General features: G+C 65.9%; 18 protein-coding genes. 4 read left to right on the plus strand and 14 right to left on the minus strand.

Annotation, left to right across the window (positions count from 1 at the left end):
- Positions 1-4: 4 nt before the first annotated feature.
- Both mfd and FOA17_RS14645 read right to left on the minus strand, forming a co-directional pair.
- A complete protein-coding gene (gene mfd, locus FOA17_RS14640; RefSeq protein ID WP_149142242.1) occupies positions 5-3,469 on the minus strand; it encodes a transcription-repair coupling factor in 3,465 nt (1,154 codons plus the stop codon).
- A 38-nt stretch (positions 3,470-3,507) separates the two neighbouring features.
- Positions 3,508-4,032 carry a component of SufBCD complex gene (locus FOA17_RS14645; protein ID WP_149142243.1) on the minus strand — a complete coding sequence of 175 codons (525 nt, stop codon included), beginning with the start codon at positions 4,030-4,032 and terminating at the stop codon, positions 3,508-3,510.
- A 164-nt stretch (positions 4,033-4,196) separates the two neighbouring features.
- On the opposite strand from FOA17_RS14645, the gene hemB reads away from it, so the two are divergent.
- Complete coding sequence (gene hemB, locus FOA17_RS14650) at positions 4,197-5,195, plus strand: porphobilinogen synthase (RefSeq protein ID WP_149142244.1); 999 nt, start codon at positions 4,197-4,199, stop codon at positions 5,193-5,195.
- Positions 5,196-5,295: 100 nt separating this feature from the next.
- Positions 5,296-5,844, plus strand: coding sequence for a lipid-binding SYLF domain-containing protein (locus tag FOA17_RS14655; RefSeq protein ID WP_149142245.1), 549 nt, complete (start codon positions 5,296-5,298; stop codon positions 5,842-5,844).
- On the opposite strand, the gene FOA17_RS14660 is transcribed toward FOA17_RS14655, so the two are convergent.
- Both FOA17_RS14660 and FOA17_RS14665 read right to left on the minus strand, forming a co-directional pair.
- Entirely contained in the window at positions 5,834-6,697 is an 864-nt protein-coding gene (locus tag FOA17_RS14660; RefSeq protein ID WP_149142246.1) for a hypothetical protein, read from the minus strand. The genes FOA17_RS14655 and FOA17_RS14660 overlap by 11 nt on opposite strands.
- 85 nt (positions 6,698-6,782) lie before the next feature.
- Entirely contained in the window at positions 6,783-7,646 is an 864-nt protein-coding gene (locus FOA17_RS14665; protein WP_149142247.1) for an NAD(P)-dependent oxidoreductase, read from the minus strand.
- Positions 7,647-7,726: 80 nt separating this feature from the next.
- Between FOA17_RS14665 and FOA17_RS14670 the strand changes: the two genes are divergently transcribed.
- Together FOA17_RS14670 and FOA17_RS14675 are read left to right on the plus strand one after the other, a co-directional pair.
- Complete coding sequence (locus FOA17_RS14670; protein ID WP_149142248.1) at positions 7,727-10,192, plus strand: penicillin acylase family protein; 2,466 nt, start codon at positions 7,727-7,729, stop codon at positions 10,190-10,192.
- Positions 10,189-10,683 carry a GNAT family N-acetyltransferase gene (locus tag FOA17_RS14675; RefSeq protein WP_149142249.1) on the plus strand — a complete coding sequence of 165 codons (495 nt, stop codon included), beginning with the start codon at positions 10,189-10,191 and terminating at the stop codon, positions 10,681-10,683. Before FOA17_RS14670 ends, FOA17_RS14675 begins: the two co-directional genes overlap by 4 nt.
- On the opposite strand, the gene hflX is transcribed toward FOA17_RS14675, so the two are convergent.
- From hflX to dusB, 10 genes are all read right to left on the minus strand, one after another.
- Positions 10,680-11,978 carry a GTPase HflX gene (gene hflX / locus FOA17_RS14680; RefSeq protein ID WP_238991832.1) on the minus strand — a complete coding sequence of 433 codons (1,299 nt, stop codon included), beginning with the start codon at positions 11,976-11,978 and terminating at the stop codon, positions 10,680-10,682. The two genes, FOA17_RS14675 and hflX, sit on opposite strands and share 4 nt — an antisense overlap.
- Positions 11,979-12,019: 41 nt before the next feature.
- Entirely contained in the window at positions 12,020-12,253 is a 234-nt protein-coding gene (hfq, locus tag FOA17_RS14685; RefSeq protein ID WP_054303569.1) for an RNA chaperone Hfq, read from the minus strand.
- A gap of 123 nt (positions 12,254-12,376) precedes the next feature.
- A complete protein-coding gene (locus FOA17_RS14690) occupies positions 12,377-13,885 on the minus strand; it encodes a TrkH family potassium uptake protein (RefSeq protein ID WP_149142251.1) in 1,509 nt (502 codons plus the stop codon).
- Between the two features lie 2 nt (positions 13,886-13,887).
- Positions 13,888-15,264: a Trk system potassium transporter TrkA gene (gene trkA / locus FOA17_RS14695; protein ID WP_149142252.1), complete on the minus strand. Its 1,377-nt coding sequence runs from the start codon at positions 15,262-15,264 to the stop codon at positions 13,888-13,890.
- 71 nt (positions 15,265-15,335) lie between these two features.
- A complete protein-coding gene (locus FOA17_RS14700) occupies positions 15,336-15,842 on the minus strand; it encodes a hypothetical protein (RefSeq protein ID WP_149142253.1) in 507 nt (168 codons plus the stop codon).
- 56 nt (positions 15,843-15,898) lie between these two features.
- Positions 15,899-17,290, minus strand: coding sequence for a nitrogen assimilation response regulator NtrX (gene ntrX / locus FOA17_RS14705; protein WP_149142254.1), 1,392 nt, complete (start codon positions 17,288-17,290; stop codon positions 15,899-15,901).
- On the minus strand, positions 17,287-19,551 hold the full coding sequence (locus tag FOA17_RS14710; protein ID WP_149142255.1) for a sensor histidine kinase NtrY-like: 2,265 nt from the start codon (positions 19,549-19,551) through the stop codon (positions 17,287-17,289). Before FOA17_RS14710 ends, ntrX begins: the two co-directional genes overlap by 4 nt.
- A 114-nt stretch (positions 19,552-19,665) precedes the next feature.
- Positions 19,666-21,033: a response regulator gene (locus tag FOA17_RS14715; RefSeq protein ID WP_149142256.1), complete on the minus strand. Its 1,368-nt coding sequence runs from the start codon at positions 21,031-21,033 to the stop codon at positions 19,666-19,668.
- Positions 21,033-22,136 (minus strand): two-component system sensor histidine kinase NtrB, encoded by a 1,104-nt coding sequence (locus FOA17_RS14720; RefSeq protein WP_149142257.1) that lies wholly within the window; start codon positions 22,134-22,136, stop codon positions 21,033-21,035. The genes FOA17_RS14715 and FOA17_RS14720 overlap by 1 nt, the downstream gene beginning before the upstream one ends.
- Entirely contained in the window at positions 22,133-23,113 is a 981-nt protein-coding gene (gene dusB / locus FOA17_RS14725; protein ID WP_149142258.1) for a tRNA dihydrouridine synthase DusB, read from the minus strand. Before dusB ends, FOA17_RS14720 begins: the two co-directional genes overlap by 4 nt.
- Between the last annotated feature and the right edge of the window lie 192 nt (positions 23,114-23,305).

Genomic DNA, 23,305 nt, shown 5'->3' on the forward strand with positions numbered 1-23,305 from the left:
CGCCCTAGCCCTTGGGCCGGACGACCTTTTCCGCCAGATCGCGCGCCACGCCGAAGGCGCCCTTGATGCGGTCGCCTTCATTGGGCCAATCGACCGCCAGCACGATCTTGTTGCCCTGCACCTTGGCCGCGCCCTTTTGCGCCTGGAGATATTCCACCAAGCCGGCGGGATTGGCGAATTTGTCATTGTGGAACTGCACCGTCACGCCGCGCGGCCCCGCATCCAGCCGCGAGATGCCGGCGCGCTTGCACATGGCCTTGATCCGCACCACCAGCAGCAGGGTGTTCACCTCTTTCGGCAGGGCGCCGAAACGGTCGATCAGCTCTGCGGCGAAACCCTCCAGCTCCACCTTGGTCGTCAGATGCGACAGGCGGCGATAAAGGCCCAGACGGATATCCAGATCGGGCACGAATTCCTCGGGGATCAGCACCGGCACGCCCAGATTGATCTGCGGCGCCCAGGCATCGTCCACCGGCGCAAGGCCGCTGATCTCGCCGGATTTGATCTTGGAAATCGTCTCCTCCAGCATCTGCTGATACAGTTCGTAGCCCACTTCCTTGATATGGCCCGACTGTTCCTCGCCCAGCAGATTGCCGGCGCCGCGCAGGTCGAGGTCATGGCTTGCCAGATTGAAACCCGCGCCCAGACTGTCGAGACTGGCCAGCAGCTTGAGCCGCTTTTGCGCCTGCGGCGTCAGCGGCGCGCGGGGTTTGGTGGTCAGATAGCAATAGGCGCGGGTCTTGGACCGGCCCACCCGGCCACGGATCTGGTAAAGCTGGCCCAGCCCGAACATGTCGGCGCGATGCACGATCATCGTGTTGGCGGTCGGGATGTCCAGCCCGCTTTCCACGATGGTGGTGGCCAGCAGCACGTCATACTTGCCATCGTAAAATTCGTTCATCCGCTCGTCGAGATCGCCCGCCGCCAGCTGGCCATGCGCGATGACATAGCGCAGTTCCGGCACCTGGGTTTTCAGGAAATCCTCGATCTCCGGCAGGTCGGCCACGCGCGGCACCACGAAAAAGCTCTGGCCGCCGCGATAGCGTTCGCGCAGCAGCGCCTCTCGGATGGTCACCGTGTCAAACTCGCTCACATAGGTGCGGATCGCCAGACGATCGACCGGCGGCGTGGCGATGATCGACAGGTCACGCACCCCGGTCAGGCTGAGCTGCAGCGTCCGCGGGATCGGCGTCGCGGTCAGGGTCAGCACATGCACCTCGGCCCGCATTTCCTTGAGCCGCTCCTTGTGGCCCACGCCGAAATGCTGCTCCTCGTCGATGATCAGAAGGCCAAGGTTCTGGAATTTCACGCCCTTGGCCAGCAGCGCATGGGTGCCGATGCAGATATCGACCCGGCCTTCCTCCAGCCCCTTGCGGGTATCGGCGGCGTCCTTCGCGGAAACAAAGCGCGACAAGGGCCTGACTTCCATGGGAAATCCGCGAAACCGCTCGGCAAAGCTGCGATAGTGCTGGCGCGCCAGAAGCGTGGTCGGGCAGATCACCGCGACCTGCATCCCGGCCATGGCCGCGACAAAGGCCGCGCGCATCGCGACCTCGGTCTTGCCAAAGCCCACATCGCCCACCACCAGCCGGTCCATCGGGCGCCCGGCCTCCAGATCGCTGATCACATCGGAAATCGCGTTCAACTGATCGTCGGTTTCCTGCCAGGGAAACCGGGCAGAGAACGCCTCCCAGGCCGAATGCGGGGCCTCCAGAATGGGGGCGTGGCGCAGATGGCGTTCGGCGGCGATGCGCATCAGACGGTCGGCGATCTCGCGGATGCGTTCCTTGAGCTTGGCCTTCTTGGCCTGCCAGGCGCCGCCGCCCAGCCGGTCCAGCAGACCTTCGTCATGGCCATAGCGGCTGAGAAGTTCAATGTTTTCAACCGGAAGGTAAAGCTTCGCCTCCTCGGCATAGACCAGATGCACATATTCATGCGGCGGGCCGGGGCGGTTGCGCGGCGGTTCTGGCACGCGCAGGGTTTCCAGCCCCATGAAGCGCCCGACGCCATGTTCGACATGCACCACCAGATCGCCGGGGCTGAGCGTGCCGAGATCTTGCAGGAAATTCTCGGCCTTGCGCTTGCGCCGGCTCTTGCCGATCAGCCGGTCGCCCAGCACATCCTGTTCGGAAATCACCGCAAGGCCCGGCGCGGTAAAACCTTCCTCTAGCGCCCAGACCGCGAGGAACAGCCCGCCCTTGCCCTCGGGGATGTCGCGGGCATCGCGGATCAGTCGCGCGCCGGGCAGGTCGTGATCTTCCAGCAGGCCCTTCAGCCGGTCGCGCGCGCCGTCGGACCAACTGGCGATCACCACCTGCCGATCTTCGCGCAACGCTTTCACATGCGCAGACAAGGCCCCGAAAAGGCTGATGGATTCCTGTTGGCGTTCGGGCGCGAAACTGCGGCCGGCACGCCCTTGGGCATCCAGCGATCCCGGCCCGGGCGATTGCGGCAGCGGCGAAAGCTGGATCACCCGATGCCCTGCAATCGCGGCCTCGAATCCGGCATCGTCCAGATAAAGCGCCTCGGGCGGACAGGGTTTGTAGACCGTATCCATCCGGCCCTTGACCCCCATCTGTTCGCGCCGCGCCTCATACTGGTCGGCGATGCCCTCCCACCGGGCGAGGCGCGCGGGCGTCACCTGATCGTCCAGCATGACGCTGGCCTGTGGCAGATAGTCGAACAGCGTCTCCATCCGGGCATGGAACCAGGGCAGCCAGTGTTCCATCCCCTGATGCTTGCGCCCGGCGCTGACCGCCTCATAGAGCGGGTCATCATTCGTCGCGCCGAATTCGATCCGGTAGGTCTGGCGAAAGCGGGTGATCGCCGCCTCGTCCATCACGATCTCGGACATGGGGGCAAGGTCGATCGTGGTCAGCTTTTCGGTGGTGCGCTGCGTTTCGGGATCAAAGCGGCGCAGCCCGTCCAGCGTGTCGCCAAAGAGATCCAGCCGCACCGGCCCGCCCTCGCCCGGCGGATAGATATCGACGATGCCGCCGCGCACCGCGAAATCGCCGGGATCGGTGACGGTCGCCACCTGCGCAAAGCCCATCCGCACCAGAAAGGTCTTGAGCGCGAATTCATCGACCCTTTCGCCCACCCGCGCGCTGAACGAGGCGCCACGCACCACCTCATGCGCCGGCAGGCGCTGCGTCACCGCGTTCAGCGTGGTCAGCAGGATGAACGGCCCCGGCACCCCATGCGCCAGCGCCGCCAGCGTGGCCATCCGCCGGGCCGAGATCTCGGGGTTGGGCGAGACGCGGTCATAGGGCAGGCAATCCCAGGCCGGGAAATCCAGCACCAGCGCATCGGGGGCAAAGAAGGCCAGTGCCGCGCGCATCGCCTCCATCCGCTTGTCATCGCGGGCGACATGGATCACCGCCTGCCCGCGCCCCAGTTCCCGCGCAAGCAACCTTGCGTCAAACCCCTCGGGCGCGCCGCCAAGGACGATCTTTGCCGCCTCTGCCATGGTGATCCTTTCCGTTCGGGCCAGTCCGTTCGGGCCCGTCAGTTCAGCACGCTGATGTTCAGGTTCTGATACATGCCCCAGACCGCGGTCAGCAACATCGACACCATGCCGACTGCCTGCACCGCCAGCCGCAGCTTGATCAGCCGGGCCTGCAACGCCTCGCCCTTGTGTTCGCCATCCGCGATGCGATGCGCGGCCTGCACCGACAGCAGCAGACAGACCGAAAGCGGGAACAGCAGGCAGAACACCGCCTGCGAGAATTCGGCCCCATACCAGAATCCGGTCACGGCCAGCCCGCTGAGGACAAAGGCCGCAAACGCGATGATCCAGCCGCCCGAGACATGGATGATGTGCAAGAGCCGGTTCACATGGACGCGGGTCAGATCCTCCAGCGCGTCCTGCGCAGGGCCGCCATGCTTGCGCGCCCGCAGGATCATGTCGAAGGGCACGCCCAGGATCCAGTGGCTCGCCATCCACCATTGCACCGCAAGCATGATCCAGAACCACAGATTCGAGAAAGAGCGCAGGTCGATCAGCTCGAAAATGATGTCAGTGACGTTCACGCGCAGGCCCCGGCAGCGACGCCCCCACCGGGGCCACCGCGACATTCCTAACCTTGCGATGCGCGTTTATCCATGGCAGGCAGACAGAAATTTCCGCATGCCGCGCAGAAGGCCGCGCAGCGTTGCGCCATTGCCAGCCCGAGGCCCGACCAAGGACGACTTCCATGCGCCCGATCCAAGCCAGCTATCCCGCCGCCCGCTTTCGCCGTGTCCGCAAGAGCGACAGCCTGCGCCGGCTGACGCAGGAACATGTGCTGACCGCGAATGACCTGATCTGGCCGATCTTCATCCGCGACGGCGCGGGGGTGGAGGAGCCGATCCATTCCATGCCGGGGGTCCATCGCCTGTCGATCGACCGCGCGGTGCAGGCGGCCGAGATGGCGGCGGGGCTGGGCATTCCGGCGATCTGCCTGTTTCCCTATACCGACCCTTCGGTCAAGACCCCCGGCTGCGAGGAGGCCTGGAACCCCGACAACCTGACCAATCGCTGCATCCGCGCGATCAAGGCGGCGGTGCCCGAAATCGCCGTGATGACGGATATCGCGCTCGATCCCTATAATTCCAACGGCCATGACGGGCTGGTGCGCGATGGCATCATCCTCAATGATGAAACCGTTGAGGCGCTGGTGCGGATGGCGCTGGTTCAGGCCGATTGCGGCGCCGATATCCTTGGCCCCTCGGACATGATGGATGGCCGGATCGGCGCGATGCGCTCCGCGCTGGAGGCGGCCGGGCACAAGGATGTGGCGATCCTCAGCTATTCGGCCAAATATGCCAGCGCCTTCTATGGACCGTTCCGCGATGCCGTAGGCGCCTCGGGCGCGCTGAAGGGCGACAAGAAGACCTATCAGATGAACCCCGGCAACAGCGACGAGGCGCTGCGCCTGATCGAACGCGACCTGCGCGAGGGGGCGGATATGGTCATGGTCAAGCCGGGCATGCCCTATCTCGATATCTGCCGCCGGGTGAAGGATGCCTTTGGCGTGCCGACCTATGCCTATCAGGTGTCAGGCGAATATGCGATGATCCGTGGTGCGGCCGAACGCGGCTGGATCCAGGGCGAGGCCGCGATGATGGAAAGCCTGCTCGCCTTCAAACGTGCGGGCTGCGACGGAATTCTGACCTATTTCGCCCCCGAGGCCGCCCGGCTTTTGCGCGGCTGATCGCCGAGTTGCCCGGCTTGGCGGTGACACGGCGTTGAAATCATGTCATATCTGGGGAAAGGGGCCAGAAAGACCCCCAAACCAGAGGCGTGAGGCAGAAATGATTTCCAGACGGAACCTGATCGGGTCGGCCGGGGCGGCGGTGACGCTGGCGGCCTGCGGCAATGGCGTCGGCGGCAATGGCGGCGCGATGATCGACGCGCGGGTCGATGAGACGCGCAATTACCTGTTCAGCCGTTATCCCGGCACCCGCGATCTGGCGGGCAAGGCGCTTGGCGTGCTGTATATGCCGCTGGTGACCGAGGCGGGCTTTGGCATCGGCGGCGCCTTCGGGCGCGGCGCGCTGCGGGTGCATGACGTGACGGTGGATTACTATGCCGCCGCCAAGGCCTCGGTCGGGTTTCAGATCGGGGCGCAGCAATATGCCCATGCGCTGTTCTTCATGACCGAATCCGCCTTGCAGGATTTCCGCCGTTCGCCCGGCTGGGCCGCGGGGGCGGATCTGAAATATGCCACGCCCGAACAGGGTGCCAGCATCGGCAAGGACACGACGGAACTGGACCCGGTGATCGCGCTGGTCTTCGGTCAGTCCGGCCTGATTGCCGGCGCCACGCTGTCGGGCACCAAATATACCCGCATCATTCCCTGACCAGCAGCCCGGCCAGATCCAGCGGCGGGCTGGCCGGGCAACCGCTTTCGGGGCAGCGCCAGCTTTCCAGCAGCGAGAGCCAGCGCTTTGCCTCGGTCGGCGGATCGGCCCCTTCCTGCGCGGGGAAATGCAGCGTCAGCCCGCCCAGCCGCAGCCCGTGCTGCACCACGCCATTGCCCGACAGCCGGGTATAGGCGACAACCTTGCCGCCCTCGTCCTTTTGCAGATAAAGCGCCTCATCCGCGCCATCGCAGATATAGCGCAGGGTCAGCGTGCCGATCGGTTCGGCCCGGGGCCCGGCATCGACCAGATCGCCGTCGCGGATCACCCCGCCCGATTTCACCACACAACCCGCCAGCGTCGGATCGTCCAGCAATGCCAGTCGGTTGAACCGCATCTCGGCAAAGCCCGCGCAGCGGCGGGCGGCATATTCCGGCTCCAGCGTGGCGGCGCAAAGGCCCAGAATGAGCCCGCGTTCAGGATAGGCGATCGGATGATAGGCGCGCGGGATCTGGTATTCGTGCCCGTCAAAGGCCAGCGTCAGATCCGCGCTCTGCGGGTGCAGCCGGTCCCAGCCCCAGATCGCGGCTGCCGCCAGCACCAGGGCCAGCATCACCTCAAAGGCATTGCGCAGATGGTGACGCCGCCGCTGCGCCCGGCCATGCCAGAGCAGCAGCAGAACCATCACCACGCTGAGCGCGGCCAGGATCACCACCGCCGGCGCGACGAGATGGGCGCCCGGCGCCTCGGGGTGGAGCCCGACACCCGCCAGCTTGACCAGCGCCACCGCCAGCCCCGCCAGGGCAAGGGCCAGCCCGACCAGGCTGAACCAGATTCCACGCCACGCTTTCACGATTTCGCCCCTTCCAGACCACAGGTGCAGATTGCGCCGGGAACCCGCGAAGGTAAAGGCGGAAATCCTGTTCTATCCCTTGGGTTTAGGTCAATCGGCGGATCAATGACGATGTGTCGTTCCGCCCGCCGCCCATGCGCTGCACATCCTTGTAGAACTGATCGACCAGCGCGGTTACCGGCAGGCTGGCGCCGATCTGGTCGGCGGTTTCCAGGCAGATCTTCAGATCCTTGCGCATCCAGTCCACCGCGAAGCCGAAATCGAATTCGCCCGCCAGCATGGTCTTGTGGCGGTTCGCCATCTGCCAGCTTCCGGCGGCGCCCTGGCTGATCACCTCGACCACTGCCGCGCCGTCAAGCCCGGCCTTTTCACCGAAGGCCAGCGCCTCGGCCAGGCCCTGCACCAGCCCGGCGATGCAGATCTGGTTCATCATCTTGGCGATCTGCCCGGCGCCACTGTCGCCCAGACGGCGGCAGATGCGGGCATAGGCGGCGATCACCGGCTCGGCCCGGTCATATTCGGCCTGCGCACCGCCGCACATAACCGACAGGACACCGTTCTGCGCCCCCGCCTGCCCGCCCGAGACCGGCGCATCGACAAAGCCCTTGCCCTGCCCGGCCGCCACCGCCGACAATTCCCGCGTCACCTGCGCCGAAACCGTGGTGTGATCGACAAAGACCGCTCCCGCCGCCATGCCGGCAAAGGCGCCCTCCGCGCCCAGGCAGACCGCGCGCAGGTCATCATCATTGCCGACACAGGCCATAATGAACTCTGCCCCCGCCGCGGCCTCGCGCGGGTTGGGCGCGGCGCGGCCGCCATGTTCGGCGACCCAGGCGGCGGATTTCGCGGCATTGCGGTTATAGACCGTCACCTCATGCCCCTTGGCCGCCAGATGCCCAGCCATGGGATAGCCCATCACCCCCAAGCCAAGAAACGCCACTTTCGCCATCGGACTGCCTCCCGCGATTGCCCTGCCGTCGGGTTTCGACTAGGAAACCAACTTGCATCCAAGGTCAAGGACGGCTCCCCTTGCTTACGCTTTTCCGCTGGCTCAGCCGCATCGTCACCGGGCTGATCGTGCTTACGGTGCTGGCGACGGCCATTGTGTACTGGTTTCTGTCGCGGTCCCTGCCGGATTACGACGAGGATTTCACCCTGTCCGGCCTGTCGGCACCGGTGGATGTGGTGCGCAACAACGACAATGTGCCGCATATCTTTGGCAAGACCGATGCGGATGTGTTCTTCGCGCTTGGCTTTGCCCATGCGCAGGATCGTCTGTGGCAGATGACCATGCTGCGCCGCACCGCCGAAGGGCGCCTGTCGGAACTGTTCGGTCAGCGCACCGTCAAGATCGACGAATTGCTGCGCCGCTATGATTTCGAGACGCTGGCCCGGCAATCGCTGGCGGTGCAGGATGACGAGACCCGCGCCGCGCTGGAGGCCTATTCCGCCGGGGTGAATGCCTGGATCGAGCAGGTCAATCTGGGCGCGCGGGGCCGCGGGGCGCCCGAGTTCTTTTTCTTTTCCAACGAGATCGCGGCCTGGCAGCCGAGCGACAGCCTCGCCATTCTCAAGCTGATGGCGCTGCAACTTTCGGGCCAGCTGGAAAACGAGGTGCTGCGCGCGCGCATGTCGATGCTGCTGCCCGGTGCGCGGTTGCGCGACATCCTGCCCGATGCGCCGGGCGCGGGCGTCGCCGCCCTGCCCGATTATGCCAGCCTGATGCCCGGTGCGTTCCCGTCGCAGGCGCCGATGCGGCTGGCGGCGGACCCGCTTTCGCCGGTGCCGCCGCGCGATCTGTCGGGGGCGTCGAATGCCTGGGCGGCCGCGCCGTCGCGTTCGGCCGCCGGCGGCTCGCTGCTGGCCAATGATCCGCATCTGGGCTTTACCGCGCCGACGCTGTGGTATCTGGCGCGGCTGGAACTGCAATCGGGCGGCGTGATCGGCGCGACCATTCCGGGCGTGCCGGCGGTGCTGATCGGGCGCAAGGAAAACCTCGGCTGGGGCCTGACCTCGGCCTATGTCGATGATCAGGACGTGTTCATCGAAGAGGTGAACCCGGCCAATCCCGAGGAATACCGCACGCCCGACGGCTGGAAGACCTTTGAAAAGCGCCGGACCATCGTGCAGGTCAAGGACAGCGCGCCGGTGACGCTGACGCTGCGCTGGACCGACAATGGCGTGGTGCTGCCGGGGTCGCATTACGATCTGGCCTCGGTCACCCCGGCCGGGCATGTCGCGGCGATTCGCTGGACGGCGCTGACCGGGCAGGACACGACGATGACCGCCGCGATCCACATGATGCGGGCCACCACCCGCGCCGAGGCGATGGAGGCGGGCAAGCTTTTCGTCGCGCCGACCCAGAACCTGATGCTGGCCGATCGCGACGGCATCGCCATGCAGGTGATCGGCGCCGTGCCGCTGCGTGATGCCCGCAACGAGACCCAGGGCCGGATGCCCGCGCTTGGCTGGAAGGCCGAAAACCGCTGGCTGGGCCTGGCGCCCTATGAAGACAATCCGCGCTTCGTCGATCCGGTCACCGGCATTCTGGGCAATACCAACAACAAGACCATCGACCGCCCCTTTCCGCAGCATCTGAGCTTTGACTGGGGCGATACGCAGCGCATCCAGCGCTGGCTGACGCTGATGAAAACCCGCGAGGTGCATACGCGCGAAAGCTTCATCGAGGCGCAGCTCGATACGGTCAGCCCGGCCGCGCGCACGCTCTTGCCGCTCATCGGGGCCGATCTGTGGTTCACCGGCGAGGCCGCGCCCAAGGGCACGCCCGAACGGCTGCGCCAGCGCGCGCTGGATCTGATGGCGAAATGGAACGGCGAGATGAACGAACATCTGCCCGAGCCGCTGATCTATCAGGCCTGGATGCGCAGCCTGCAAGACCGGCTGATCCGCGACGATATCGGGCCGATGGCCGATGAATTCACCCATTTCGACCCGGTTTTCCTGGAACGGGTCTATCGCAATCTCGATGGCGCCGGCGCCTGGTGCGATGTGGTGCAATCGGCGGTGGTCGAAAGCTGTTCCGACCTGGCGCGCATCGCGCTGGACGAGGCGCTGTTGCGCCTGTCGGAGAGATACGGGCCGAATGTGGAAAGCTGGCGATGGGGCGATCTGCATCAGGCGGCGCAGGATCATCCGGTGCTGGGCGATGTGCCGGTGTTGAAATATTTCGTCAATATCCGGCAAAGCACCAGCGGCGATGACCACACGCTCATGCGCGGCCGCACCAGCGGCACCGGCGACGACCCGTTCCTCAACGTGCATGGCGCGGGCTATCGCGGGGTCTACGATTTCGGCGACCCCGACAGTTCGGTCTTCATCATCTCCACCGGGCAATCGGGTCATCCGCTCAGCCGGCATTACGACAATCTGGGCGAACGCTGGCGCCGCGGCGAATATATCCCCATGAGCCTTGATCCCCAACTGGCGCGCGCCGCCTCGGTCGGGGACATGGTGCTGACCCCGGCCGCGCCATGACGGTGCTGCGCACGCCCCGGCTGATCCTGCGCCCCGCGAAATGGGATGATCTGGCGGCGGCGCATCGGCTGTTTTCCAACCCGGCGGCGATGCGCTACTGGTCGCGACCCGAACATGAGACGCTGGAGGAAACCCGCCACTGGCTGCGCTTTCTGGTGGAACCGGCGCCCGACAGCGTGGATTTCCTGATTGAAAAGGACGGGGTGGTGATCGGCAAGGCCGGGGCCTGGCGCCTGCCCGAGGTGGGCTTTCTGCTGTATCCCGATCATTGGGGCCAGGGCCTTGCGCGCGAGGCGATGGAGGCGGTGATCGCGTATCTGGCGCAGACGCGGCCCGAGGTGACCGCGCTGATCGCAGAGGTCGATCCGCGCAATGCGGCTTCGTTGCGGCTGTTGGGGCGGCTGGGCTTTGTCGAAACCCATCGCGCGGAACGCACATTGCTGTGGCGCGACGAATGGTGCGACAGCGTCTATCTGCGGCGCGACAGCTAAAGGTCGCGCCAGCGCTTTTCCTGCCGCGCGGTCCACAAGACCGCGATATCCCAGCCGTCTTCGCCCTGGGTTTCAGCCTGCACCACCCCTTCGGCATGCAGCCAGGCACGGCGGCGGCCGTCGCTGAACGGCAGATGCAGCAGGCGTTCGGTCTTTTCCTCGTCAAAGGCCGCGGAAATCGCCGCCAGCAGATCGTCCAGCCCGGCCCCGGTCAGCGCGCTGACCGCCAGCACATTGTCGCGGGTGGCGGCCTGCGCCACCAGCCGGTCGCGGGTAGCTGCATCCAGCAGATCGAGCTTGTTCCAGACCTCGATCATCGGGGTTTCGCCCTTGACGCCAAGGCTGGCCAGAATGTCGGTCACATCGGCGGCCTGTTCGGCGCTTTCGGGATGGGCGATGTCGCGCACATGCAGGATCAGGTCGGCCTCCAGCACCTCCTCCAGCGTCGCGCGGAAGGCGGCCACCAGTTGCGTCGGCAGATCCGAGATGAAGCCCACCGTATCGGACAGGATGACCTTGCGCCCCGAAGGCAGCGTGACCCCGCGCATCGTCGGGTCAAGCGTGGCAAACAGCATGTCCTTGGCCAGCACCTCGGCCCCGGTCGCGCGGTTGAACAGCGTCGATTTGCCGGCATTGGTATAGCCCACCAGCGCCACCACCGGGAACGGCACCTTGCGCCGGGCGCTGCGATGCAGCTCGCGCGTTTTCACCACCTTTTCCAGCTGGCGGCGAATGCGGATCACCTGATCGTCGATGGCGCGGCGGTCGGCCTCTTTCTGCGTCTCGCCCGGGCCGCCGACAAAACCGAAACCGCCGCGCTGGCGTTCCAGGTGGGTCCAGGCCCGCACCAGCCGCGTGCGCTGATAGCTGAGCGCGGCGAGTTCCACCTGCAACACCCCTTCGCGGGTGCGGGCGCGATCGGCGAAAATCTCCAGGATCAGGCTGGTGCGGTCCAGCAGCTTGACCCCCCAGGCCTTTTCCAGATTGCGCTGCTGGATCGGCGAGACCGGCCCGTCGATCAGCACGAGGTCAACCCCGGCCTCGGCAAAGCGGGTCTTCAGCTCCTCCACCTTGCCGGATCCGAACAGGGTGCCGGGATGCAGCCGGGTCAGCCGCACCACCTCGGCGCCCTGAACCTCCATCCCCGGCAGGGCGGCGGCCAGCGACACCGCCTCGGCCAGCCCGTGTTCGGGCAGGCGCCGGCTCTGCGCCGCGCGCAGATCGGGATGCACGATCCAGGCCCGCGTCGGCGCCGCCGCGGTGTCATGCGAATCCACCCCGCTGTCATGCGACAACGGGCCGAATGCGTCATCGTCCTCGTCAGGCAGGTCGGAAATCAGTCTTCACCTTCGTAAAGGTTGATCGGCGCCCCCGGCATGATCGTGGAGATCGCGTGCTTGTAGACCAGTTGCGACTGCCCGTCCCGGCGCAGCAGCACACAGAAATTGTCAAACCAGGTGATAACCCCCTGAAGTTTCACCCCGTTGATGAGAAAGATCGTGACAGGCACCTTGGCCTTGCGCACATGATTGAGGAATGCGTCCTGCAAATTCTGTTTGTCGGCAGCCATTTTTTTTGCCTTTTTTTATGTCGTGCGGGTCTTGTGCCACCGACCCCCGTTCCGGTTGGCGGCAGAATCAGTATGTCTGGCAAAGGTGAGAGATTCCAGCCCAAAAAACGGGATGTTACCGGATCAGCGCCGCCATTGTTCGGGCGCAAGCATCGCCAGCACCGCCAGCGCCTCGACCCGGCCCAGAATCATCGCGGCCCCGAGGATCGCCTTGGCCCAAATCCCAAGCTCGGCATAGCGCACCGGCAATTCGCCGGCATAGCCCGCCAGCGGCCCCGTAGTGGACAGCGCCGAGATCCCGAGGATCAGCGCCGGGTCGAAATCCATCCCCGTCAGCGTCAGCGCGCCCACCACCACCGCGATGGACAGCGCGAACAGCATGAAAAAGACCCAGGCCATCTGCGCCCCTTCGCCGCGCAACTGCCGGGCCAGCGATCCGCCGCCGCCGATGGAATGCGGGTGGATCAGCCGCTCCATCTCGCGCTGGCCATGGCGGAACAGCGCATAGACCCGCAACAGCTTGACCCCGCCCGCCGTGGTGGCGACACCGCCGCCGATGATGGCCAGGCCCATGAAGATCAGGCCATGGGTTTCCAGCCCCGACCAGATGCGCGCGGTGGCCCATTCCTCGGCCGGCAATCCGGTCGTGGTCAGGAAGGACAGCGTGGTGAAAGCCGTGCTCCACAGCACCGACAGAAGGGCGGTCAGGTCGGCGCCCTCGCGGTTCTCGATGGCGCCGATCCAGTGGCGCAGGAACAACACGCCGGTGACGCTGGCGACGATGGCCAGCGCCATGCGCAGTTCCGGGTCGCGCCAGACCGGCAGGTTGCCTTCGCCGAACAGCCCCCCCGGATAGCTGCGCCGCGTCAGCGCCATGAACAGAAAGCCCGCGATCAGGATCTCGCCCCAGATGCCCGATTGCGCCACGCCCTGCGCCCCGTCGGGCAGGATGCCCGAGGTGGACAGCGTCGCCATCGCCAGGCACAGCCCGTGAAAGCCGGTCTCGCCCGCCAGCACCAGTCCGAGCCAGAGCAAGAGTGTGAAACCCGCATAGGGCGGCAGCAGCATCAGGGCGAAACGCTCCAGCCGTTCACGCGGATCGGCGACCTGGCGAATCTGCGGCGCCCGGGTAGCCCCCGACCGGCCCGTCAGCACCTCCATCCCGCCGAGGTTCATCGGCAAAAGCACCGCGACCGCCATGACCAGGATGAAGAACCCGCCCAGCCAGCCGACCAGCGCGCGCCACAGATGCAGGCTGGCGGGCAGACGGCCGGGCGTGTCATAGAGCGTGGCGCCGGTGGTGGTGAAGCTCGACAGCATCTCGAACCAGGCATTCGCAAAGGTGGTGTCGGGCACCGCCTCGCGGAAGGGCCAGGCCATCAGCGGCGGCAAGACCAGATAGGCCACGACCATGGCGCGCAGATGGCTGTGGCGCAGGTCGCGCGGGCGGCGGTTCGCGCTGGCAATGCCGATCATCGCCGCCAGGATGCCGATCACCAGCGCGCCATAAAAGAACGGCCGCCCCGCATCATGCTGGCCGAGCACCAGCGCATGCGCCGCCGGCACCAGCATGGCCAGTGCCGTCAGCGCCATCAGCAGCACCAGCAAGGGAAGGGTGCGCAGCGCCCGCATCGTCAGAAGAAATCGACCGAGACTTGCAAAAGCCGCTCCACCTCGGGCACGTCCTTGGCCATGGCGAACATGGCGATCACGTCGCCCTCGTCGATGCGGACATCGCCGGTAGGCTTCAGCACCTTGTCGCCCTTCATCACCGCACCGACCAGCACGCCTTCGGGAAACTCGATGTCGCGCACCAGCCGCCCGGCCAGCGGCGAGGTGCCCAGCACCTGCGCCTCGATCAGCTCGGCCTCGGCATCGCCGATGGAGTAGATCGCCCGCACCCGGCCATGGCGCACATGGCGCAGGATCGACGACACAGTGGTCGCGCGCGGGTTGATATAGGCGTCGATATCCAGCTCCGCCAGCAGCGGCACCAGCGTCGGATCGTTCACCAGCGCGATCGAGAGCGAGGCCCCGGCGGCCTTGGCGCGCACTGCGACCAGCATGTTGGTCTTGTCGTCATCGGTCACCGCCAGAACCGCATCGGCGCGATCGACATTGGCCTCCATCAGCAGGTCGATATCCAGCCCGTCGCCATTCAGCACGATGGTCCGGGTCAGGCTGTCGGCCGCCAGTTCGGCGCGCGGGCGGCTCATCTCGATCACCTTGGCGCGGATGCGGTCGGTGCGGGCCTCCAGCGCGCGGGCCACGGCGAGGCCCACATTGCCGCCGCCGACGATCACGATGCGTTCCTGCTTGCGGGTGGTCTTGCCGAACACCTCCAGCGTGCGGTTCACATCCTGCGACTGGACAAAGACATAGATCTGGTCATCGGGGAACAGCTGGTCACCGGGTTCGGGCGCGAACAGCCGCCCGCCGCGCCGCACCCCCACCACGATGGCGGAAAGCGTAGAGAACAGTTCCGTCAACTGCCGCAGCGGCGTGTTCAGCACCGGGCAATCCTCGTCCAGCGCAATACCCAATAGCTGCGCCCGGCCGTTCAGAAAGCTTTCGGTATCAAAGGTCGCGGGCGCGGCAAGGCGCTGCATCGCGGCCTCGGCCACCTCGCGCTCGGGCGAGATCACGACGTCGATGGGCAGGTGATCGCGGCGATAGAGATCGTCATAGGCGGGAATGAGATAGTTCTGCGCCCGCAGCCGGGCGATCTTGCGCGGCACGCCAAAGACCGAATGCGCCACCTGACAGGTGACCATGTTCACCTCGTCGGAATGGGTGGCGGCGATGATCATGTCGGCATCCCGCGCGCCGGCCTTTTCCAGAATGTCAGGGTAAGAGGCAAAGCCGGTCACGCCCTGCACATCCAGCGTTTCAGTGGCGCGGCGCACCAGTTCGGGGTTGTTGTCCACCACCGTCACGTCATTGCGTTCGCCCGAGAGGTGCCGGGCGATCTGCCAGCCCACCTGCCCCGCGCCACAGATGATCACCTTCATGGGCTTCTCCCGGCCTTGGTCGGGTCAAGGCATGGCATGGGCGCGGGATGGGGTCAAGGATGCGGGACGGGTCAGAAACAGGGGTTTATGACTGGCAGACGTGGGGTTTGCAGCGCAGCATTCAATGAACTTGGTGTCAGGTCACGCAGGAAATCGGCCTTGATCCGCTCCAGATCGAGATCATTCTCTGGGGTGAAGGCCGCGCAGAAATCAGCCGGTCTTGCTGCAAGCTGTCTTGAAAGCAAGGCTCGCAGGTCGTTCTCTGATATTGGTGGATAGGCGTTCTTGGCGGAAAAGGTGATGACTTGTGCCAGGCGTTTCTGCATCTCGAACAATTCAGGGCCCGGATGGAGATCACACAGGCGCAATGCGGCTCCCAACTCGGCCAATAACAACGACATGCAGCCGACGGCACCTTTCCCCGACACATCAATGGCGCTGATATCGCCGTCCCGCCGCGTCACCTCAACCCCGCCTGGCATTTGCAGACGCTCGCTGCCATCGGACAGATGTTCCACCAGTGCGGCATGATCGGCGAAAAGCCGGTCGGGATCGAATGGAAATGCCGGTTCGGCCATCACGGGCCGGGCCGCAAGACAAAGCGTTGCCGCGAGGGTTGGGTCCAGGCGTCCCCTCACTCCTCGCCCTCGTCATCCTCGCTGCGGCCCTTGGCGCCTGTCACCACGCCCAGCGATTTCAGCTTGCGGTGCAAAGCGCTGCGTTCCATGCCGACAAAGGCGGCGGTGCGGCTGATATTGCCGCCAAAGCGGTTGATCTGGGTCAGCAGATATTCCTTTTCGAACAGCTCGCGCGCCTCGCGCAGCGGCAGCGTCGCAAGTTGCCCGCCGATCACCAGCCGCCCATCCTCGCCATGGCCGGAATCCTGGCCCGGCAATTCGCGCGCCTCGATCGGGCCGCTGCCCTCGCCCAGGATCAGCACCCGCTCGATCACATTGCGTAGTTGGCGCACATTGCCCGGCCAGCGCATCGTTTGCAGCATCGCCTCGGCATCCGAGGACAGATCGCGCAGCGGCAGGCCCTGGCTGCGGTGAAAGAGGTCGATGAAATGGCGGGTCAGTTCGGGGATATCCTCTCGCCGGTCCTCCAGCGCGGGCACCACGATCGGCACCACATTCAACCGGTCATACAATTCCTGCCGGAAGCGGCCGGCCTGAATCTCGTTGCGCAGATCGCGCGTGGTGGAGGAGATGACGCGCAGATCGACGCGCACCTTGTCCTGCCCGCCGGCGCGGGTGAATTGCTGTTCCACCAGCACGCGCAGGATCTTGGACTGCGTGCCCAGCGGCATGTCGGCCACCTCGTCGAAATAGACGATGCCGCCATGGGCCTGTTCCAGCAGCCCCGGCTCCACCCCGCGTTCGGGGGTCTCGCGGCCGAACAGCACCTCCTCCATCCGCTCCGGCTCGATCGCGGCGGAACTGACGGTGACAAAGGCGGCACCGGCGCGGTTGGAATGGGCATGGATATAGCGCGCGGCCATTTCCTTGCCCGATCCGGCGGGACCGGTCAGCATCACCCGCCCGTTCGACTTGGTCACCTTTTCAAGCTGGGTCTTGAGCAGCCGGAACGCCGCCGATGACCCCAACATCTCGGACGAGGTCACGTCGCGGCGGCGCAATTCGCTGTTTTCCCGCCGCAGGCGCGAGGTTTCCATCGCGCGGCTGACCACCACCATCAACTGATCAATGTTGAACGGCTTTTCGATGAAGTCATAGGCGCCCTGCTTGATCGCCGCCACCGCGATCTCGATATTGCCATGGCCCGAGATGATGACCACCGGCACATCGGGATTGTCGCGCTTGACGGTCTTGAGGATGTCGATCCCGTCCATCCGGCTGTCCTTCAGCCAGATGTCGAGGATCATCAGCGCCGGCTGTTCGGCGTTGATCGCGGCCATGCAATCATCGGCATTCGCCGCCAGCCGCACCGTGAACCCCTCGTCGCGCAGGATATCCCCGATCAATTCCCGGATATCGCGTTCGTCATCGACAATCAGAATGCTCATGCGTCCCCCTGGCCTCCCACGGCTGCGTGCCGCCCCCGGCGCGTGATGCGGGCCTGCCCGCGGGGCAGAATAATCTCTGCCTGGGCGCCGGAATGGGCGTTGTCTGAAAAAGGCGGCGCGTCGGTCAGCGCCAGCGTGCCGCCATGTTCCTCAATGATCTTCTTCACGATGGGCAGGCCAAGGCCGGTGCCCTTTTCCCGCGTCGTCACATAGGGCTCGAACAGCCGCGTGCGGTCGGGCGGCAGGCCGCAGCCATTATCGGCCACGGTGATCTCGGCCTGATCCTCGGTCACGGCCAGGCGCAGGCGGATCTCGGGGCGGTAGCCGGGCGGTGCGCCGCGCTCCTGCATGCCCTCGATCGCCTCGCCGGCATTCTTGATCAGGTTGGTCATCGCCTGGCCGATCATCGTCGCATCGAGGTCAAGCATGACCGGCCCCTCTGGCAGATCGGCGGTGATGGTGACATCGGGCTGGCCCGCGGCCTGAAGCGTGACCGCATCGCGCAGCAGCTTGACCAGATCGGTCTCGCGCCGGTCCGGTTCGGGCATGCGCGCGAATTTGGAGAATTCGTCCACGATGCGGCGCAGGTCATTGGTCTGACGCACGATCACATCGGCCAGTTGCTCCAGCTCCTCCGGCTCGGCCACCTCGCGGCGGAACTTGCGCTTGATGCGCTCGGCCGAAAGCTGAATCGGGGTGAGCGGGTTCTTGATCTCATGCGCGATGCGGCGGGCGACATCGCCCCAGGCGGCCATGCGCTGCGCGCCGACCAGATCGGTCACATCGTCAAAGGCCACCACATAGCCCTCCAGCGCGCCCGCGCCGCTGCGGCGCCCCGACATGCGCACCAGCAGGATCTCCATCCGGCCATTGCGCGACAGGCGCACCTCCTCCTGCAAGGCGGCGCCGTCGGTGTCGCGCAGCCGTTCGAACAGCGGGCCAAACTCCGGCACCGCCACCGCCAGGGCGATATCGCTCTGCCCCTCCTCGTCGAAATCCAGCAGGCGCTGTGCAGCGCGGTTCACGAAATCCACATCGCCATCGGCATCGAGACCGATCACCCCCGCCGTGACCGAGGACAGCACCGAATCGAACAGCCGGCGGCGCTGCGCCTCTTGCCGATGGGTTTCGACCAGCGCATTGCGCTGCCCCTTCAACTGATGCGTCATCTGGTTGAAGATGCGGCCCAGCATGGCGATTTCATCATCGCCCTCCTCCTCCATCACGCGGATGTCCAGATTGCCCTCGCCCACCTTTTCGGCGGCGGCAGCCAGACGGCCCACCGGGCGGCTGAGCCTTTCGGCGAACCACAGACCCAGCCAGACCGCGGCCAGAATCAGGATCAGCGCGAAACCCAGATACAGCAGCCCGACCCCGAACAGGATCGACCCGCGCGCATGTTCGACCTGATCGTAAAGCCGGACCTGTTCCTTGGTTTCATCAAGCAGCGACAGCAGGGAACCATCGACCTCGCGCGAAACATAGAGATAGCGGTCGGCATAGGCATCCAGATGCACCAGCGCGCGAAATTCGTTGTTTTCCCAATCCTGAATCACCACGGTTTCGCCCCGCAGCGCCCGGGCCAGTTCTTCGGGGCTCGGTTTCTCGAAATCGAACAGGTAAGAGCTTTGGCCACGCGATTTCAGCTCGCCGGCGCCGTCGATCAGATAGGCCTCGCGCAAGCCCCGCTGAACGGTCTTTTGCGCCTCGGTCAGCAGGACGCGCAACCGCCCGTCATCCAGAAAGAAGCTCGATTGCTTGGCCACATTGAAATAGGCGGCCAGCGCCTCGGCATCGGTGACCAGATCGGTGCGCTGCTCGCGCTCATAGGCCTCGGCCGCGTCGAGCGACGCGCCCACCACGCGCTGCACCCGCTCCGAAAACCAGCCCTCCAACCCGACGCTGACCGTCAGCACCGCAAAGACCGCGACCAGCACCGTGGGCAGAAAGGCCACCAGAGCAAAGACCCCGGTCAGCCGCAGGTGCAGCCGCGACCCGGCAGAGCGGCGGCGGCGGTCGGCCACCATGCGCACGACTCGCGCCAGCACCAGCGCGGCGATGATCAGGATATAGATGAAATCGACCAGCAGCACGAGACGCAGCGCCGTGCCCGACCCGTCGGTATTGAGCGGCCCGAGCAGCATCAGCGTGACGACGACCAGCGCCGGCCCCAGCGTCACCAGCCCCAGCGTGCTGGCCGTCTGAAGCCGCCGCTGGCGCCGCAGACGCGCCAGCTTGTTCAGCCAACTGTTGCTCGCCATTGCCGCGCGCAAGACCGCCAACCCCCTAAATCTCAGGGGTCAACTGTGACCCCGCCGCCATATCTGGCATGAGATTCGGGCCATGGCCCGAAAGTCACGCGATATGTTGCTGTTTTACATCAGCTTGCGGCGGCGTGTCACGCGAATATCCAGCTCCGTGATCTTCTTGCGCAAGGTATTGCGGTTGATCCCCAGCAGATCGGCACATTTTGCCTGATTTCCGCCGGTGGCATCCAGCGCGATCTCGATCAGCGGCGCCTCGACTTCGCGCAGAATGCGGTTATAGACCCCCGCCGGCGGCAATTGCCCGCCATGCAGATCGAAATAGCGCTTGAGATGCCGCGCGACCGAGGCGGAAAGCTTGTCGCCCTCTCCCAGGCCCTTCATCGGTTCGGGCAAGGGCTGGCTGCCCAGAACGGCCTCCACCTCGGCGCGGGTGATCTCGGGCTCGGACGAGGTGACCATCAGCCGCTTGAGCGTGTTTTCCAGCTGCCGCACATTGCCCGGCCAGCTATAGGCGCGCACCAGTTCCCGCGCATCGGCAGACAGGCGGCGCGCGGCGCCGAAATCACGCTCGCCCCGCGCCAGGAAATGTTCGGCCAGCAGCGGAATGTCATCGACCCGCTCCCGCAAGGCCGGCACCGCCAGCGTGACCCCGCCCAGCCGGTAGAACAGATCCTGCCGGAAGGCGCCGCCCTCCATCCGCCCGGCCAGATCGCTTTGCGAGGTGGCCATGATGCGCGGGGCATTGTCGCCCAGCATGTCGAGCATGCGCACGATGCGGCCCTGCGCCTCGTCATCCAGATCGGCCACCTCGTCAAAGACCAGACTGCCGCCGCGCGCCCGCGCCAGAAGCTGCGCCGGGCCGTCCATGCTGGCCAGATCGGCGGCCTGCGCCACCACAAAGGGCATGGTGCGACGGTCGGAAAAATCATGGATCGCCCGCGCGATCAGCGATTTGCCGGTGCCGCTTTCGCCGGTGATCAGCACCGGAAGATCGGTGTTCATCACCCGCGCGACCAGCCGGTAGAGCGCCTGCATCGCCGGCGTGCGCCCCACCAGCGGCAGATCGTCGCCCGCCTCGCGCGGGGCCGGCGTCGCGGGCCGGGCCACGCGGCGCTTCACATCCAGCGCGCGGGCCGAACGCTTCATCAGATCGGGCAGGTCAAAGGGTTTGGGCAGGTAATCAAAGGCCTCGGCCTCGGCGGCCTGGATCGCCGTCATGATGGTATTCTGCGCCGAGATCACGATCACCGGCAGGCCGGGCCGCAGGTTGGAAATGCGCGGCAGCGCCTCCAGCCCGTTGCCATCGGGCATGACGACATCGGAGATCACCAGATCGCCCTTGCCCTCTTCGACCCACCGCATCAGCGTGACCAGCGACGAGGTCGCATGCACCTTGCACCCCGCCCGCGTCAGCGCCTGGGTCAGCACCGTGCGGATCGTGCGGTCGTCATCGGCCACCAGAACCGTGCCATCCATCACTCAGCTTCCTTCTTCTGCAATTCCCTGGGCACGACCGGCAGCGAGACGCGGAACACCGTCCGCCCCGGCACGCTGTCCACCGAGATCCAGCCGTCATGTTCCGTCACGATCTTCGACACCAGCGCGAGGCCCAGCCCCGTGCCGTTTTCCTTGCCCGAGACGAAGGGTTCGAACACCTCGCCGGCGATGCCGGGCGGCAGGCCGGGGCCGTCGTCGATCACCTCGACCTGCAAGGGCAGCGCCTTGCCGGTGCCATCCTTGCGGCGCAGGCGCAGCGACAGGTCATAGCGGGTGCGCAAGGTGATGGTGCCGCCCTGCGGCCCTGCCGCCTCGGAGGCGTTCTTGATCAGGTTGAGGAAGACCTGCATCAACTGATCGGGATCGGCCATGGTATGCGGCAGCGAGGGGTCGTATTCCTCGACGATCTTCATCCGGGCGGCAAAGCCCATGATCGCGGATTTGCGCGCGCGGTCCAGCGCGTCATGGATGTTCACCGGGCGACGGTCGGGCGGGCGCACATTGCCGAACTGCTCCACCTGTTCCAGCAGTTTCACGATGCGGCGGGTTTCCTCGACGATGAGGTCGGTCAGTTCCCGGTCCTCGGGCGTCAGCCCCATGGACAGCAGTTGCGCCGCGCCCGCGATGCCGGCCAGCGGGTTCTTGATCTCATGCGCCAGCATCTCGGCCATGCCGATCGCGGATTTCGCCGCCGTCTTGGCGGCCCCCGCGCGGCCCAGCCGGTCCGCGATCTCGCGCGGGGAAATCAGCAGCATGAGCACGTCGGGGTTGTCGGCCATCGGCGCCACCTGCACCGTGCATTGCACCGGGGGCTTTTCGCCGCTGGTCACATCGACATCGTTGATGAACAGCGCCGACTGGTTCGCCCGCGCTCGCGCGCAGGCCTCGTCCATCTCGGCGTCGATATGGACGCGGTCAAAGACCGGCTGGCCCTTGAGGCTGCGCGAGGAGGCATTCAGAAACAGCTCCGCCGCCGGGTTGGTTTCCAGGATGCGCCCGCCCTCGTCGATCAGCAGCGCCGGAATGGGCAGCGAGGCCCAGATCACCCCCGGCACCGGATAGGGCTGGCGAAAACCCTTCATGCGGCGGCCCTTTCCTGATGCCGGAACGCCGCGCGCACCAGAGCGGCCACCCGGTCGGGGCTGTTGGTCGCCATCAACTCCGCCCGTGCGGCCTCCAGCCCCGCCATTTCCAGATACCAGCCCAGATGCTTGCGCGCGATGCGGATGCCCAGATCCAGCCCGTAGAAGGACAGCATGGCCTGATGATGCCCCACGATCATGTCGGCCAGCGCATCGCCCTGCGGCACCACGGGCGCCGGGCGGCCGAACAGCGCCGCCGCGACCTGCGCCAGCAGCCAGGGCCGGCCCTGCGCGCCGCGCCCGATCATCACCCCGTCCGCGCCCGAAAGCCGCAGCGCCTCGGCCGCGCTGTCGGGGCCGGTGATGTCGCCATTGGCAATCAGCGGCACGGTGATGGCCTGCCGCACCGAGGCGATGGCCCCCCAATCGGCCTGCCCTTTGTAGAATTGACAGCGCGTGCGGCCATGGATCGTCACCATGCGCACGCCCGCCCCCTCGGCCCGGCGTGCCAGTTCGGGCGCGTTCATCAGCGCGTCATCCCAACCCAGCCGGGTCTTGAGCGTGACCGGCACCTCGACCGCGCCGACCACCGCCTCGATCAGCGTCAGCGCGTGATCCAGATCCTTCATCAAGGCCGAGCCGGAATAGCCGTTGGTCACCTTCTTGGCCGGGCAGCCCATGTTGATGTCGATCACCCGCGCGCCCTGCCCCGCGACATATTTCGCGGCCTCTGCCATCCAATAGGGGTCGCGGCCCGCCAGTTGCACGCTGGTCGCGGCCTCCTCAAAGCCCAGTTCGGCCCGGGCGCGCGCCAGCGGGCGGGCCTGAACGACCTCTTGGCTCGCCACCATCTCGCTCACCACGAGGCCCGCGCCGAAAGACGCGACCAGCCGCCGGAACGGCAGGTCGGTGATTCCGGCCAGCGGCGCCAGCAGCACCGGAGGATCGAGGGCAATTTCGGCAAGACGCAAAGCCACGGTCAGGATCCTTGTCTGTTAATCTGGCAGCTAGACATGCCCCGTGCCTGTGACAACGACAAGACCGGGGCCAAGCGCCGCATATTTGGGCGCAAAGTAGTGATTGCACAAATATTAGGCGATGATGCCGCTTTTTGCCACCGGATTGTCACGGCAAACGGCTTGGCCTAGGAACGGCAGAACAACAAGGGG

This window comes from Gemmobacter caeruleus (assembly GCF_008271655.1).
Taxonomy (GTDB): Bacteria; Pseudomonadota; Alphaproteobacteria; order Rhodobacterales; family Rhodobacteraceae; genus Gemmobacter; species Gemmobacter caeruleus.